Source organism: Lysobacter cavernae (genome assembly GCF_042648505.1).
GTDB lineage: Bacteria > Pseudomonadota > Gammaproteobacteria > Xanthomonadales > Xanthomonadaceae > Lysobacter_L > Lysobacter_L cavernae.
Map to the genome: position 1 here is coordinate 478,019 of NZ_JBHRXK010000001.1, position 16,710 is coordinate 494,728.

The window sequence follows — 16,710 nt, forward strand, 5'->3', positions numbered from 1 at the left end:
GGTCGGGTCATCAATACCGGGCCTTGTTGCTCTGGAACAGACGGATGAAGCCGCGGGCAATACGCGCGCCGAGGGGTTGCTGCGGCGCAACGGCCCCGTGCTGCGGCAGATCGACTGCGATCTGCGCCAGCGTCTGCGTTGCCAGGCGGATCAATTTGATGCGCACGCCGGTGTCGCGGGCAACGCGGTTGGCCATCTGCACGGCCAGCATGGAGTGGCCACCGAGATCGAAGAAATTGTCCGTCGGTGTGACCTCGCCCCCCAGCAGCCCGGCCCAGACGCCGGCCAGGTAGTCCACGCGCGGGTCGGGCGGCGCCGCGTCCGCCACGGTTGCTGGCGCGGTGGCCAACGACGGTCGCGGATGCGGCAAGGACTTGCGGTCGATCTTGCCGTTTGGCAGCAACGGCAGGGCATCGAGCACGACGAGGTGCTGCGGGATCATGTAATCGGGCAGCGTGTTGCGCAGGTGCGCGATCAGCGCCGCTTCGGCCAATGCCCGTTGCGGCGCAGCGACCACGTACGCGACCAGACGCACATCGCCGGGGCGGTCCTCGCGTGCAACCGCGACCGCGCGCGCTACCTGCGGATGCGACAGCAGAGCGTGTTCGACCTCGCCCAGCTCGATGCGGTGGCCGCGCAGCTTGAGCTGGAAATCGAGCCGGCCAAGATGCTCGAGTTGTCCGTCCGCACGCCAGCGACCGAGGTCGCCGGTGCGGTACAGACGCGGCGGCGACGCGCCATCGGCAGACGGAGCAGCATGGCGATCGACGATGAAGCGCTCGGCGGTGAGTTCCGGCCGATGCAGGTAGCCGACCGCCACCCCTTCCCCGCCGATGCAGATTTCGCCCGGCACGCCAATCGGGCACGGCCGCAGGCGTTCGTCGAGGATGCGCACCACCGTGTTGGCGATCGGAGTGCCGATGGCAATGATACCGTGACCCGGATCATCCACGCGCCAGCAGGTCGACCACACCGTGGTTTCGGTCGGGCCGTACAGGTTCCAGACCTCGGCACAGCGCGCGTGCAGCTGCACGGCGAGATCCGCCGCCAGTGCCTCGCCACCGCACAACGCCTTGAAACCCGCGCGCGGTGCCCAGCCGGTGTCGATCAGCATGCGCCAGGTCGACGGCGTCGCCTGCATCACCGTGGCCGCGCTAGCGTCCAGCAATGCAGCCAAGGCATGACCGTCCGCTGCGGTTTCGCGGCGCGCCATCACCACCTCGGCGCCCAGGCTCAACGGCAGGAACAGTTCGAGCACCGCGATGTCGAACGAGGTCGTGGTGATCGCCAGCAGGCGATCGTCCGCGGCCAACCCCGGCCGTTGGCGCATGCTCGCCAGGAAGTTCAGCACCGCGCGGTGCGGCACCTGCACGCCCTTGGGCTTGCCGGTCGAGCCCGAGGTGTAGATCACGTAGGCGACCGCATCCGCAGCGACCGGAACGTCATCGACCAGCGGCTGCGCCTCGATCGACTGCGCATCGGCGTCCAGCAGCATCAGCTTTTCGCGCGGCCAGGCCAGCGCATCGACCTGCGCACCGCGGCTCACCACCAGCGCGAGCCGGGCATCGTCGGCCATGAAACGCAGGCGCTCGGCCGGATACGCGGGATCGAGCGGCACGTAGGCCGCGCCGAGCCGCAGCACGGCGAGCATCGATGCCACCAGGTCGGGGCCGCGGTCGAGGCAGATGCCGACCAGGTCGCCGGCACGCACGCCACGCGCGTGCAGGCCCGCGGCGATGCGCCGGCTGCGCGCCTGCAGTTGCGCGTAACTGGTCGTCGTGTCGTCGAAGCGGATCGCCGTGCGCGCCGGCGTGCGCTCGGCCTGTGCGTCGAGCAAGGCATGAACCGTGCGCTCGACCGGTTGCGCTGCGGCGGTCGCATTGGCGTCGGCGAGCAGACGGCGGTCGTCGTCGCAAAAGAGGTCGAGGTCGCCGACGGCGGTGCCCGGATCGCGCCGCACCGACTCGAGCAGTGCGATGAAGCGCTGGTGCAGCCGCGTCGCGGTGTCGGCGCTGAGGATGTCGGTGTTGTAGGTCAGGCCGCCGGACAGGCCGTCGCCGTGTTCGAGGAACCACAGCCCGACATCATTGCTGGTGCCGCGCTGGAACAGCAGCAGGTGTTCGTGCTGCAGCTCGCCCCAGCGGGTCTTGCGCTGGCGCACGTCCTGGAACGAGAACAGCGCCTGGTAGATCGGCGAGCGGCTGGTGTCGCGCGGCACGTTGAGTTTGCGCACCAGATGCTCGAACGGCACGTCCGGATAGGCGAAAGCATCAACCACTGCCGCACGCACCGCGCGCACCAGCTCGATGAACGGTTGCTCCGGATCGATGCGCAGGCGCAGCGGCAGCATGTTGACGAAGAAGCCCATCACCGTTTCCAGCGCCTCGCTGCTGCGGTTGCGCACCGGCAGGCCGACGATGAGGTCGCGCTGGCCGCTGAGCCGATGCAGCAGCGCGTAGTACGCCGCCAGCAGGGTCATGAACAACGTGGCCTCGGCGCCTGCGCCGACCTCGTGCATGGCCTCGGCCAGGGAGCGGTCGACATGCACCCATTCGGTGCTGCCGCCACCCGTGGTGTGCACCGGACGCGGGTGATCGTGCGGCAGTTGCAGCGGCTCCAGGTCACCGGCGAGGTGCTGTTTCCAGTGGGCGATCTGCGATTCGAGCTCGTCGCCGCGCAGCCATTGCAGGTGCCATTCGCTGAAGTCGCCGTAGCTGACTTCGAGCTCGGGCAACGGCGACGGCCGGCCGGCGACGAAGGCCTCGTACAGGGACGCCATCTCGCTGTAGAACAGGTCGAACGACCAGCCGTCCCAGATGATGTGATGGGTCATGAAGAACAGCGCGTGCTCCTGCTCGCCCAGACGGAACAGGCGCGCGCGGAACAGCGGCGCCTGATCGAGCTGGAACGGCGCAGCAGTCAGTGCTTCCAGGCGTTGTTGCAATGCGGTTTCGCGCTCGGATACCGGCAGCGCCGACAGGTCCTCGACTGGCAGCAGCGAGGCATCGACCCGATCGCAGACCACCTGCACCGCGCCATCGCCTTCGGGCACGATGATCGTGCGCAATGCGGCCTGGCGTCGCAGCAGTTCCTGGAAGGCACGCTCGAACGCGGCCAGGTCCATCGGCCCGCGCAGGCGATGCGCCGACGGCGTGTTGTAGGTGACCCGCCCTGGTTCCATCTGCTCCAGCACCCACAGCCGCTGCTGCATCAGCGACAGCGGCGCCCGGCGCTGATCGGCGCGACGGGCGACCGATGTCCGTGCTGCGCCGGCTGGCGTGGTCTTCTGCGTAGCGACCTGCTTCGCCAGGCGCGCGACCGTCGGGCCGTCAAACAACGCACGCAGTGACAGCGATGCACCGAGCTCGCGATTCAACCGCGACGTCAGCTGCGCGGCCAACAGCGAATGTCCGCCGAAGGCGAAGAAGTCGTCGTCGATACCGACTTCCGGCACGCCGAGCACCTGCGCCATCGCCGCGGCAATGGTGCGTTCCAGCGCATTGCGCGGCTCGGTGCGCGCGGTTTCGACGCCCTCGGGACGGTGGGTCGGCACCGGCAGCGCCTTGCGGTCGATCTTGCCGTTCGGCAACAGCGGCATCGCGTCCAGTGCCACGATGTGCTGCGGGATCATGTAATCCGGCAGGGCCTGGCGCAGGTGCGCCTGCAGCGCGGCCTCGTCGATCGCGGCTCCGGGCTGTGCGACCACGTAGGCGGCCAGGCGCACGTCACCGGGCCGGTCCTCGCGCGCCATCGCCACCACGCGCGCCACCCGTGGATGGCTGGCGAGGTGGTTCTCGATCTCGCCCAGTTCGATGCGGTAGCCACGCACCTTGACCTGGAAATCGAGGCGGCCGAGGTGCTCGAGGTTGCCATCGGCGCGCCAGCGGCCGCGGTCGCCGGTGCGGTACAGCATGGCGGCCCTGCCCACTGTGGAACGCTCCGCGCCGGCGAAACGATCGGGGATGAAACGGTCGGCGGTGAGCTCCGGACGGTCGAGGTACCCCAGTGTCACACCGTCGCCGCCGATGCAGATCTCACCGGGTACGCCGCGCGGGCACGGCTCGCCCTGTGCGTCGAGGATCCACACCTGCGTATTGGCGATCGGCCGGCCGATGTGCACATCGATCGGCCCACCGGGCGCGGCGGCGATGCGGGCACAGGTCGACCACACCGTGGTCTCGGTCGGGCCGTACAGATTCCACAGTGCCGCGCAACGCGGCAGCAGTTGCGCGGCCAGATCCGGTGGCAGCGCTTCGCCGCCGCACAAGGCGGTGAAGCCGCTGTCGCCGGTCCAGCCGGCCTCGAGCAGCAGGCGCCAGGTGGCTGGCGTGGCTTGCATGATCGTCGCGCCGCTCGCAGCCAGCAGGGCTTTCAACGCGCCACCGTCGCTGGCGCTGTCTCGGTCGGCCAGTACCACCGCCGCGCCCACGCTAAGCGGCAACAGCAATTCGAGCACCGCGATGTCGAACGACAGCGTGGTCACTGCGAGCAAGCGGTCGTCGGCGCCGATACCGGGCTCGCGCCGCATCCCCACCAGGAAGTTGTTGACCGCGCGATGCGGCACCTGCACGCCCTTGGGGCGACCGGTGGAGCCCGAGGTGTAGATCACGTAGGCGACCGACTCCGGCGTGGCGGCATCTTCGTCACGACCGAGCCGACTCGTCGGCTGCGTGGCCAACTCGTCGTCGAGGCGGTCGAGCATCAGCACTGGACGACCGCGCAGGTCGAAATGCGCGGCATGCCGTTGCTGGGTCAGCAGGGCCGCCAGACCGGCGTCGCCGGCCATGTAGGCCAGGCGCTCGGCCGGGAACTGCGGGTCCAGCGGCACGTAGCCGGCGCCGCACTTGAGTACGCCGAGCAGTGCCGCGAGCATGTCGGCGTTGCGATCCAGGGCCAGGCCAACCAGGGCGCCACGGCGCACGCCGCGCGCGCGCAGCAGGTGGGCGATGCGATTGGCGCGCGCGTCCAGCTCCGCATAGCTCAGGTGCGCATCGCCGCAATGCAAGGCGGTGCGTTGTGGGGTCTGGTCGCACTGCGCCTCGAAGGACTCGTGCATGCGGCCGTCGCGATCGTAGGCGACGGGCGGCGGCTGCAACGCGGCCAGCTCGGCACAGGCATCGGCATCGACCAGCGGCAGAGCGGCAACCCGCGCCTCAGGCTGCACGACCGCAGCGCGCAGCAGCGACTCGAACGCCGCCAGCCACCGCCGCACCGTCGCCGCATCGAACAGGTCGCGGTTGTACTGGCATTCCAGCCGCAGCTCGCCATGCGCCTGAACCGCGTTGACGAACAGCTCGAAGTTCTCGTGGCTGCGCGGATTGCAGCTGAAGTCCAGGGCCAGGCCCGGGAAGCCGGTGCTCTCGTGGTCCAGCGCCTGGTCGATGTTGAACATCACGCTGATCAGCGGCAATCGCGCCGGATCGCGTTCGATGCGCAGCTTCTTCAACAACGTGCCGAAGGTGTAGCGCTGGTGCTCCAGCGCATCGAGCAGAATGTCCTGTGCCGCGTCCAGCGCCTGCGCGAACGGCTGCGCCGGGTCCAGGTCGAAGCGCAACGGCAGCAGGTTGACGCAGTGCCCGACCAGATGATCGTGGCCGTCGACCGACTGTCCCGCCGCCGGGATGCCGATCACCACCTGCGACTGCGCGCACAACCGCGACAACAGCGTGGCGAAACCGGCCAACAAGGTCGCGAACAGGCTGGCGCCGCGGCGTGCGCCGAGGCGGCGGATCGCCGCGACCAGTTCGGTATCGAGGCAGCAGTCCTCGCGCGCGGAGGCAAAGCTGCGCCGCAGCGGACGCGGGCGATCGGTGGGCAGGTCCAGTACCGGCGCACCGTCGACGAAACGCGACAACCAGTAGGCCTCGTCAGCACCGTCTCCACCCGCACGCGTGGCCTCGGCCAGGGCGTAATCGGCGAATGCCTCCGCTTCGGGCGCGACAACCTCGGCGTGGCCGCCATGCTGCGCATAGAAGTTGCCGAGCTCGCGCACCAGCACCCACCACGACCAGCCGTCGCAGACGATGTGGTGGGCGGTAAGCAGCAGCACGTGCTCGTCCGTCCCCAGGCGCAGCAGCTCGGCGCGCAACAGCACATCGCGATCAAGTGCAAACGGTGTGTCCACCGCCTCGTGCAGGCGCTGGTCGAGCGCCTCCGTGCGTTGCGGCTCCGGCAACGCCGCCAGGTCCCGCAGCGGCATCGCCAGTTCGATCCGCTCATGCACACACAACGTCTCGCCATCGGGGCCGAAATTGGCGCGCAGGGCGTCGTGGCGATCCACCACGGCCTTTAGCGCCGCCTGCAATGCCGCGCTGTCGAGTGGCCCGCGCAGGCGCAGCGACACCGATTCATTGAACGCGAGCGAGGCATCCGGGCCGAGCCGATCGGCCAGCCAGACCTCGCGCTGCGGTTCGGTCGTCGGTACCACCCGCGACAGCTCGCCGCCGGCGAACGGGTCGTAGTCGACGGCGATGGACGCCTCGGCGACGGGCGCGGTTTGGCTCATCCGCCCACCTTGACGTACTTGCCTGCCTGCTCGGGATGCGGCACGAACCAGGCCGGGCGGCCGTCGGGTTCGCGGCCCAGGCGCGCACCTGCCACCGCCGGCCGTGCCGCATCCATCACTGTGCGCGGGGTTGCGCTGCGCCGTGGCAGGAACTCGGCCTCCTGCAGCTCGATCACCGAGTCCTTGAAGGCCTGGATGATGCGCTGGAAGTCGGCCTCGCTGTGCGCGGTGGTCAGGAAGCAGGGGAAGTTGTCGAGAATGTGCACGCCGCGGCTTCGCATCATCGCGAACAACAAGTCCTGCAGCGGGTGATCCTCAAGGAAGAAGGTCTTCCATACCGAGGCGAAATGGCGGACCTCGATCGGCGCACCGTGATCGGCGCAGAACGCATTGAGCTCGACGGCCATCGCCGTGGCCCGCGCATTGAGGCGCTCCTGCAGCGGTGCGCCCTGCTCCTTGATGTGCGTGAGCACGGCATGGGCCGCGGCCAGCGCCAACGGATGGCGCACGAAGGTGCCGGCGAAATAGGTCACGCCCACGGTCGGCATCGAATCATCGCCGAACTGCCAGTGGCCGCCGTCGAGCGCATCCATGAATTCGCGCCGGCCGGCGATCACGCCGATCGGATAGCCGCCGCCGACCACCTTGCCGTAGGTCGCCAGGTCGGCCTGCAGGCCGAACACGGCCTGGGCGCCGCCCGGGTGCGCGCGAAAGCCGGTGACCACTTCATCAAACACCAGCAAGGCGCCGTTGTCGCGCGTGATCTGGCGCAACTCGTGCAGGAACTCGCGCGGCTGGAAGTCGGGCCGCCGGCTTTGCACCGGCTCGACCAGCACCGCGGCGATCTCGTGCGCGCGCTCGCGGATGATCTGCAGCGACTCGGGCGTGCCGTAGTCGAGCACCAGCACGTGCTCGGCGGTGTTGCGCAGGATGCCCGGCGCGGCCGGCACCGCGCGCAGCTTGCGTGTGCCGCGCACGATCATCTCGTCGATGATGCCGTGGTAGGCACCGGTGAACAGCACGACGGTCTCGCGCCCGGTCACGGTGCGCGCGATCCGCAACGCGCCCAACACCGCCTCCGAGCCGGTGTTGCACAACGCGGCGCGATCGTGGCCGGTGACCTCGCACACCAGCTGAGCGACTTCGCCGGCGAGCGGGTGTTGCGGCCCGATCTCGTAACCGAGTTCGAGCTGACGACGCACGGCGTCGAGAACGAACTCCGGCTGCCAGCCGAACAGGCTCATGCCGAAGCCGTTGAGGGCATCGACATAGTCGTTGCCGTCGAGGTCGTGCAGGTGTGCGCCCTTGGAGCGCTCGATCACGATCTGGTAGACGATCTCCTTCAGCAACGGCCGGAAGCCGTTGACCACGCGCGGGTCGGCCATGCGCGCACGGTGCGCCTGCGTGTAAGCCTTCGATTTGGCGGTGCGCGCGACATAGCGGTCGATGAACGCATCGAGCTTTCCACGCTGGCGCTCGCTGAGTTCGAAGCGTGCGTTGTTGTCGATGCGCGCGATCGCGCCGAAGGCTTTCTTGACGTCGTACCGGGTATGGGCGAGCGCGGCTTCTTCGTCACTGGCCTCTGCTGCCGATGCCGTCTGCGGCGGTGTGGCTGGAGCCGCGGCCGCCATGACCGGGACGGGCGTTGCAGCAGCGGCACCAGCCCCTTGTCCGGTCAGCAGCGCGAGCTGCTGCGCCATCAGCTGCATCTGCTGCGCGATCACCTGGCGCACGTAGTCGTCGCCGGCGCCCGCTGCCAATGTCACAGCGGTGATCGACGGCGCCGACACAGGGAGCACCTGCAGCGACGGCGTCGTCGACACCGGAAAACCCTGCGCCGCGGCATCGGCCGGTGCCATCGCATCCGGCGGCAGCTGCGCGTCCAGCATCGTGGCCAGACGCGCGAGGCTGCCGCCCTCCCCCATCAGCTGGCGGAAGGTGATGGGTACCGCGAAGCTCTTCTGCAACTGCAAGGCGACCTGGGTCAGCATCAGGCTGTCGAGGCCGAGCTCGATGAAGTTGGCCTCGGTGTCGGCATCGGCCAGGTCGAAGCCGGCCACGTCCTCGAACACCTGCTTGAGCTGCGCGATCAACCGCGGCCGGCGATCGGTGGCGGGCGTGGCGGTGGACGCCGCAGGCAACGACGTGACGGCATGGGGCATGACGGTCTCCAGGGCCGCGGGCGCGGCGATGGCGGGATGCGCAACCACGTTGGACGCGGCCACGGCGGCCTCGATCCAATAGCGCTGACGCTCGAACGGGTACGTCGGCAGACGCAGGCGCCGGCGCAGGCCACGGCTATCAAACACGGCCGGGTCGAGCGCGGCGCCGCGCATCCACAGTTGGCCGGCGGCGGTTCGGATATTGGCCGGCTCGGCATGTGGTGTGTCGGACAACGAGGCGATCGCCGCGATGTGATGCTTCTGGGTGTCGGGGTGCTGACGCGACAAGGCACTGAGGGTGGCGCGCGGACCGACTTCGAGCAGCACCCGCGCCGGCACGTCGAGCACGCGGCCCAGCGCAGCGGCGAACCGCACTGGCTCACGCAGGTGGCGCGCCCAGTATTCGGGCGACGTTGCGTTGGCGGCATCGAGCCAATCGCCGCTGACGGTCGAAACCAGCGGCAGTTGCGGCGCGGCGCGTGCGACGGCGGCCACTTCGGCCAGGAACGGCGCCACCACCGGCTCCATCATCGCCGAGTGGAACGCGTGCGAGGTGCGCAAGGCACGACAGGCGATGCCTTCGGCGTCGAGTTGCGCCTGGAACTGCGCAATCGCCTCGTTCGCACCGGCGACCACGCAATTGCCGGGGGCATTTTCCGCGGCCAGCGACAGCGCGGCGGGCAAGCGCGGCAGCAGTGCATCCAGCGCCAGCCGCACCGACAGCATGCTGCCCCCGGGCTGGGCCTGCATCAGCGCCCCACGTCGGGCAACCAGGCGCAGGGCGTCGGGCAGCGTGAACACACCGGCCAGCGTCGCCGCGACGAACTCGCCGACGCTGTGGCCGATCATCGCGGCCGGCGTGAGACCGAAGCTCATCCACAACCGCGCCAGTGAGTACTCGATCGCGAACGTCGCCGGCTGCATCACCGCGGTCGGCAGCAGGGCCTGTGGATCATCGCTGAACACGCGCTCGCGCAGGTCGAAGCCGAGTTCGTCGCGCAGTGAATTGGCGCATTCGTCGAACGCCTCGCGGAACGCGGGTTCGGTCGCGTACAGCTCGCGCCCCATGCCGGCGTAGGTCGCCCCCTGGCCCGGGAACAGGAACACCACGTCGCTATGGCGGGCGGGACGGCTGCGCGCCACAGCAGCCTCGGTATCGGGGCTGCGCAATGCGGCGACCGCATCGTCCACGCTGTCGGCCACCACGGTCACGCGGTGCGCGAAGGCCTTGCGGCCGGTCGCCAGCGTCCAGGCGACGTCGGCCAGGTTGGACTCGGGTTGGGCCTGAAGATGATCGGCCAGTTGCGCGGCGGCCTGCCCGAGTGCGGTGGGCGTCCGCGCCGACAGCACCAGCAGCTGCGGCCCCTGCGCCGGCTCCGATGCCGGCAGCGGCGGCGCCTCCTCGAGCACCACGTGCGCGTTGGTGCCGCCGACACCGAACGAACTCACGCCGGCGCGACGTGGCATGCCGTCGCTGCGCCATTCGTCCAGTCCGGCATTGACCACGAACGGCGAGCCGGCAAAGTCGATGACCGGGTTTCCCGACTGGAAATGCACGGTGGCCGGAATCGTGTGCTGTTGCAGGGCCAGCGCGGTCTTGATCACGCCGGCGGCGCCAGCAGCGGTCACGGTGTGGCCGATGTTGCTCTTGACCGAGCCGATCCGGCAGAAGCCGGTGTCGGACGTACTGCGACGGAAGGCCTTGACCAGGCCTTCGATCTCGATCGGGTCGCCCAGCGGCGTGGCGGTGCCGTGGGCTTCGACATAGCCAATGCTGCGCGCCTCGACGCCGGCATCGTCGAGCGCCATCGCGATCACCGCCGCCTGCCCGTCGCTGCTGGGCGCGGTGAAACTGGCCTTGCCGCCGCCGTCGTTGTTGACCGCGCCACCGCGGATCACGGCATGGACCGGGTTGCCGTCGGCGATCGCATCGGACAGGCGCTTGAGCAGCACCACCGCCGCGCCGTCGCTGAACACCGTGCCCTGTGCGCGCGCGTCGAAGCTGCGGGTGTGTCCGTCCGGCGACAGCATCGAGCCTTCCTGGTACAGGTAGCCGCTGCGCGGTGGACAGGTGACCGAGGCGCCGCCGGCCAGAGCCATGTCGCAGGCGCCCGCGCGCAGGCTGGCCACCGCCTGGCAGATCGCCACCAGCGAGGTCGAGCAGGCGGTGTGCACGCTGATCGCCGGCCCGGTGAGGTTGAGCTTGTGCGCGACGCGGGTGGCGATGTAGTCCTTCTCGTTGTCGAGCATCACCTGGAACGCGCCGAGCTTGGCGATCAGGTCCGGCCGTGCGGCGACATGGCGCTGGAAGTAGGTGGCGTTGTACATGCCGGCGAACACACCGACCGGGCCCGGCGTCGCATCGGGCACGTGGCCGCCGCGCTCCAGGCACTCCCAGCACAGTTCCAGGAAGATGCGCTGCTGCGGATCCATCAACTCGGCTTCCTTCGGGCTGATCCCGAAGAACGCCGCATCAAACTGCTCGACGCCGCCGATCACGCCGCGCGCGGGCACATAGGCCGGATCGTTGCGGTCGGCATCGCTGACACCGGGGTCGAGTTCGTCGCTGCGGAACACCGTGATCGAGTCGCGGCCGTCGCAGAGGTTCTGCCAGAACGCCTCGACATCAGCCGCGCCGGGGAAGCGCCCGGCCATGGCAATGATCGCGATCGGTTCGGCACCCTCGTGACGTGCCGGTGTACGCGCCAGGCGCGTGGTGTCGACGGCCTGCGCCGCCGCGCCGTCGAGCGCTGCCGCCAACGCCGCCGGTGTCGGATACTGGAACAGCGTGGTCGCGGCGATGCCGCTGCCGCGCCCGCCACGCAGTTGCTCCAGCAGGCGCAGCGCCAGCAACGAGTTGCCGCCGAGCTCGAAGAAATTGTCGTGGCGCCCGACGCGCTCGAGGTCGAGCTGCGCGGCGAAGGCGGTGCACAGGCGCTGCTCGCTGGCGCCCAGCGGCGGCTCGTAGGTCGCGGCCAGTTCGGGACGGCTGCGATCCGGCGCCGGCAAGGCCTGTCGGTCGAGCTTGCCGTTGCGCGTCAGTGGCATCATCGGCAGCAGCAGGTAACGCGCCGGCAGCATGAAGTCCGGCAGCGTCGCGGCCAGGTGTGCGCGCAATGCCGGCGCCGTGGGCGACGTCGCACCCGGCATCGCCACGACGTACGCCAGCAGGCGTTTCTCACCGGCCGGGTCGGCGCGTGCGACCACCGCGCAGGACTGCACGCCGGGATGCTGTGCGAGAGCCGCCTCGATCTCGCTCAGCTCGATGCGGTAACCGCGGATCTTGACCTGGGTGTCGCTGCGACCGACGAACTCGATGACGCCATCGGGCCGGTAACGCACCAGGTCGCCGGTCCGGTACAGGCAGTCGCCGGGGCGACCGAAGGGATCGGTGACGAAGCGTTCGGCGGTCAGCTCAGGCCGCTTGAGGTAACCGCGCGCGACGCCGGCACCGCCGACGTACAGCTCGCCCAGCACCCCGACCGGCACGGGCTGACGGCGCGCGTTGAGCACGTAGACACGGGTATCGGCGATCGGACGCCCGATCGGAATCGAAGCCGCCCCTTCCTCGACCTCGTCTATGGCATGGGTGCAGGTGAAGGTGGTGCATTCGGTCGGGCCGTAGCCGTTGCGCAGGCGCGTCGCCGGCGCGGCACGGCGCATGCGGCGCACGTGGTCGACCGACAACGCCTCGCCACCGGTGAACAGTTCGCTCAGGCCGGACAGCTGCCGCGGGTCTTCGTCGACCACCGTGTTGAACAAGGCCGCAGTCAGCCAGGCCGTGGTCACGCCGTGCCGGGAGATGGTCGCGGCGAGGCCGGCGCCGGTGGGCATGGCCTGGTCGTGCACGACCACGCAACCGCCGTTGAGCAGCGGCCCCCACAGCTCCAGCGTCGATGCATCGAAACCGAGCGGCGCGGCGTGCAGCATGCGCGTGTCCGGGCCGAGCTCGATGTAGTCGACATCGCAGACCAGGCGCAGGATCGAGCGGTGGCAGACCTCCACCCCCTTCGGCGTGCCGGTCGAGCCCGAGGTGTACATCACGTAGGCCAGCGAGTCGCCGCGGCTGTGGATGTCCTCGGTCTTCGACCACGTCTGCGGCGGCTGCCCGACCGCGACACGGAAGATCGCCGCCGGCAGCGGCAGCGCGGGATGGTCGTCGTCGACCACCGCCACCCGGGCGCCGGCATCGTCGAGCATGAAGGCCAGGCGCTCGGGCGGTTGCGTGGCATCAAGCGGCAGGTATGCGGCGCCGGCCTTGAGCACGCCGAGCACGGCCACGACCGCCGCCACCGAGCGTTCCAGCGCCACCGCCACCACGCCCCCGGGCCGGACACCCGACCCGTGCAGTTGCCGCGCCAGCGCATCAGCACGGCGGTCGAGTTCGGCAAAGCTCAGCGACGACTGAGCATCGACCACGGCCAAGGCATCGGGATGGGTCTGGCAGATCCGGGCAAAGCGGCCGTGCACCGTGTCCTGCACCGAGCGCGGCACGGCGGTGTCGTTCCATTCGAACAACTGGCGCCGGCGCTCGTCCGGGTCGAGCACATCCACCTCGTCGAGCGCCGCATGCCCGGCCGCGAGTGCCCGCAGGACCCGTTGCGTGCATGCCGCCATCAAGGCAACCGCATCGACGGTAAGCGGCGCCTTGAACTTCACCTCGAGCACCCGTTCCCGCAGGCACAGCGTCCAGAGCGAATGCGACACCGAATCGAGTGTTTCTGCCGCATCGGCGCCGACGTCCCCGGCGAGCACGGCCCAGGTCGTCGTCTGCGTCATGGCCGGCGCTTGCCGCAACGCCTCCGCGGTCTCGTCCAGCCAGGCAGCGCAGGTCGATCCGCCGGAAACGGCAACTGCCAGCTGCCGCACATTCGATGCATCGCCAGCGGTCATCAACACCGTATCGGCCCCGGTCAACCGCGATTCCACCAGGGCCAGAGCCGTGCACACGAATGCGACTGGCGTTGCTGCAACGGATTGCACGGCCTCGGTCAATGCTGCGAACACCGACGGATCGAGTGCCACGCGCAGATGCTGCCAAGCGCCATCGTCGCGACCACCGCGCAGTGGCAACACCTCCAGCAACGGAGTGGCTTCGGTGAGCTGCGCTGCGGCCGGTGCCCGTTCGATGTTCATGGCAGTACGTCGGCAAAGCGGGCCACGCCCGGCACAGCGTGACGACCGGCGAGCGAACGGGCGAAGCCGCGCACGCTGATCATCGAGGCGACGCCGGTGTGCGTCAGCGTGTCGAACAGCGGCCATTGCCCCACCGCCGGCGGAGCGATGCCGGCACTGCGCATCAGCGCGTGCAGCTTGTGCAGCAAGGCGTCGCGCCGGGTGGCCTGGGTGTAATAGGTGAAGCTCATCGTGATCGACGGCTCGTCGCCGTTCTCGACCATGTGCGGGCTGGTCGACGGCATGTAGGCCCCCTGCCCCGGCTCCAGGTCGAAGACCTGCGCACGCTCGCGGAACTCGTCGCGCCAGCGCAGCAGGTCACGCTCATGGCGATGGTGGAAACGATCGCGTGCCTGCTCGCTCGCCACGACCGTGTCGCGGTGGTCCCAGACGTAGACGCGCTTGTGGCCGCGTAGCTGCAGGATGAAGTTGTGTTCCTTGTCGAAATGGAACGGTGTCACCGTGCGCGGCGAGGACACGAAAATCCAGCCGGCGCGATGGCACATGCCCGGGTCGCGTGGCTCGACCTGTGGTCGGACGCTGTCGAGCACCGTCCCGACCAGTTCGCGGTAGATCGGATCGATCTGCACGTTGAGCAACGACATCCAGGCCTTGGCCGCCTCGATCGACTGCAGGGTCTGCGCCGCTGACTGCCGGTTCGGGTGCAGGTTCGGGGCATCGTTGAACGGCGTGCCGGCGGTCGCGTCGTTGCCATGGCTGCGGATGCTGCCGCGCGCTTCCAATCGCGCACCCAGCTCGACCAGCGATGCAGGCTGCAGCAACGGGTGCCCACACAAGTGGTGCCGCACGGGTTGGATGCGCCACGGGTGAAAGGCGTCGGTATCGATGTCGATCAGGGGCCTGCGTTCCGTCGCCATGCAATCAATGGCCGATACCAGGCCCAATGTGGTCGTAGGCATCCGCCCGCCTCCCCTGTGCGCTGCGCGTCCGTCATCCCTTTGGTCCTGAATGAAACGTGCCTGGATGGCAATTGCGGCCACCCGATCGACGTCGACACAACCGATGCGGTGCGCGCTACGATGGCCACCGCACTGGATGACTGCATTGCCATGAAGCGGGACTTGGCACAGCTTTATTCACAGCTCGAACTGTCTCCCGACTGCACGCTGCAGGAGCTTCAGCGTGCCTATCGTCGGCGAATCTCCGAACTGCATCCCGACCGCCTGGCCGGCGCGCGCCTGTCGGAAGGCGGCAAGCTGCCCGACCTGATCTGGCTGTACACAGCGGCAGTACGTTTCCATCGCCGTCATGGCCGGCTGCCAGGCGCCGGCCCCGTGCACGTTGCGAACGTTCAGCGCGCGGCCACCATGACACCAGCCGATGCAGTGGCACCGCCTCGACCTGCTGTGCACGCACAGGACACGCCATCGCCTTCGCACCGCAACTCACTGCTGGCCATAGGCCTGGTCGTGTTGCTGCTGGTCCTCGCGCTGGTGTGGGATTGGCCGGCACCAGTGACCTCGATGTCCTCATCCACCGAGGCCGCACGCATCGATCCGACTGTCGCGGCCGTTGCCGCCAGCACGCACCAACTCGAACTGGGCATGGATGCGGCCACCGTGCTGGCCATCCAGGGCGAACCGCTGCGAGTGAGTGGCTCGCAATGGGACTACGGCCCGTCCTGGTTGCAGTTCGAGCACGGGCGTCTGGCCGACTGGCACAGCTCGCCCCTGCGTCGCCTCAAGACCGCAACACCGTCACCGCCCGAGCCATCGTCCGCGACAGCGCGCTAACGCTTGGAAGCCCCCTGTTGCATCGGTGAGCGCGCCACTACCGCCGCCGATGTGGCGTCCGCGGAAGTACGCCGCGGACGCCACGCCACCCGCCGACGCAGGAGCTGCCAGAGCACCGACAGTCCCGGGCGCGGGTCGTTCCAGCGGAACACGTGGTAATGCGCCGTCGCCCATTGGCCCAGCACCTTCAACCATGACGGGCGCTGGTCGCGTCGCGAGAACACGGTCTGGACGTCACCGGCCAGGCTGACGCAACCGGCACCGACCGGATACGCACGTGTGGCCACGGTCACCGGCAGATCGAGTGCGTCCTCCACCGCCATGCGGCACACGTTGACGCCGCAGCGCGCGGCAAACTCGATGTACCACCACGCCCGGGTGTTGACCTCTAGCAGGCGGTACACGCCGTCACGGGCATCGCGCTTGAACTCGGCACTGAATATGCCGCGGTAGTTCAACTGCTGCAGCAGTTCGGACAGGCTGTCGACTGCGCCGGCGACATCGCGCAACGGGATGCTCTGGCAATACGAGCTGTTGCCGAAATCGGCCGGAAATATCCGCAACCGCCGTCGTGCGAACAACCCGGTCAGAACGCCATGGCGATCGCGGAAACCGTCGACGAAGTAATGGTCAGCGGCGCTGCCGGGAATGTACTCCTGTGCAATCAGCTTGAAGCCATCGGCATCGAGCCGCTCCCAGACGCTCTCCAGCTCGTTGCGGCTGCGCACCCAAACCCCTTTCTGACCGGTCACCTGGCTGAAGTGTTGCGAGTCGGCTGGCTTGATGAACACTTTATCCAGCGCATCGAATGGAATCACCTCGATGTCGCTGCTGCAGGCGATCGAGAACGTGCGCGGATGCGGAATGCGCGTGCGCGCCAGGTATTCACCGAAGCGCGCCTTGTCCTGGAGGATTTCCAGGGTCTGATGCGAGCTTGAGCTCACCCGGAAACGACCCGCCAGATCGCTTTGTGCCAGCCCCGCCAACCACAGCGCGGCATCGTCGGCACCGGGAACCAGCACCGCCTCCGACAGCGGCATCGCGCTCAACAACGCCTGCGTGTTCGTCCCGATCCCGCCATCCCATCGCACCGTCCCCGGCGGCGGCCGATACC

At 68.9% G+C, this 16,710-nt stretch carries 5 protein-coding genes; 1 reads left to right on the top strand and 4 read right to left on the bottom strand.

Features of this window, described 5'->3' with window-relative positions:
- Positions 1–10 precede the first annotated feature (10 nt).
- Genes ACFOLC_RS02225 through ACFOLC_RS02235 form a run of 3 tightly spaced genes read right to left on the bottom strand, consistent with a single transcriptional unit; the run spans position 11 to position 14,720 of the window.
- The gene (locus ACFOLC_RS02225) at positions 11–6,505 is read right to left on the bottom strand and encodes an amino acid adenylation domain-containing protein (RefSeq protein WP_386757121.1); all 6,495 of its coding nucleotides are present in this window, start codon (positions 6,503–6,505) and stop codon (positions 11–13) included.
- The gene (locus tag ACFOLC_RS02230; protein ID WP_386757123.1) at positions 6,502–13,803 is read right to left on the bottom strand and encodes a hybrid non-ribosomal peptide synthetase/type I polyketide synthase; all 7,302 of its coding nucleotides are present in this window, start codon (positions 13,801–13,803) and stop codon (positions 6,502–6,504) included. Before ACFOLC_RS02230 ends, ACFOLC_RS02225 begins: the two co-directional genes overlap by 4 nt.
- Positions 13,800–14,720, bottom strand: coding sequence for a cupin-like domain-containing protein (locus tag ACFOLC_RS02235; RefSeq protein WP_386757125.1), 921 nt, complete (start codon positions 14,718–14,720; stop codon positions 13,800–13,802). Before ACFOLC_RS02235 ends, ACFOLC_RS02230 begins: the two co-directional genes overlap by 4 nt.
- Before the next feature lie 162 nt (positions 14,721–14,882).
- Between ACFOLC_RS02235 and ACFOLC_RS02240 the strand changes: the two genes are divergently transcribed.
- Positions 14,883–15,596, top strand: coding sequence for a J domain-containing protein (locus ACFOLC_RS02240; RefSeq protein ID WP_386757127.1), 714 nt, complete (start codon positions 14,883–14,885; stop codon positions 15,594–15,596).
- On the opposite strand, the gene ACFOLC_RS02245 is transcribed toward ACFOLC_RS02240, so the two are convergent.
- Positions 15,593–16,645 (bottom strand): carboxylate--amine ligase, encoded by a 1,053-nt coding sequence (locus ACFOLC_RS02245; RefSeq protein WP_386757128.1) that lies wholly within the window; start codon positions 16,643–16,645, stop codon positions 15,593–15,595. The genes ACFOLC_RS02240 and ACFOLC_RS02245 overlap by 4 nt on opposite strands.
- Positions 16,646–16,710 lie beyond the last annotated feature (65 nt).

Excerpts from the sequence above, each read along its gene's own strand:
- ACFOLC_RS02235 (WP_386757125.1), bottom strand. The coding sequence starts at position 14,720 with ATGGCGACGGAACGCAGGCCCCTGATCGACATCGATACCGACGCCTTT.
- ACFOLC_RS02240 (WP_386757127.1), top strand. The coding sequence starts at position 14,883 with ATGGCCACCGCACTGGATGACTGCATTGCCATGAAGCGGGACTTGGCA.
- ACFOLC_RS02225 (WP_386757121.1), bottom strand. The coding sequence starts at position 6,505 with ATGAGCCAAACCGCGCCCGTCGCCGAGGCGTCCATCGCCGTCGACTAC.
- ACFOLC_RS02230 (WP_386757123.1), bottom strand. The coding sequence starts at position 13,803 with ATGAACATCGAACGGGCACCGGCCGCAGCGCAGCTCACCGAAGCCACT.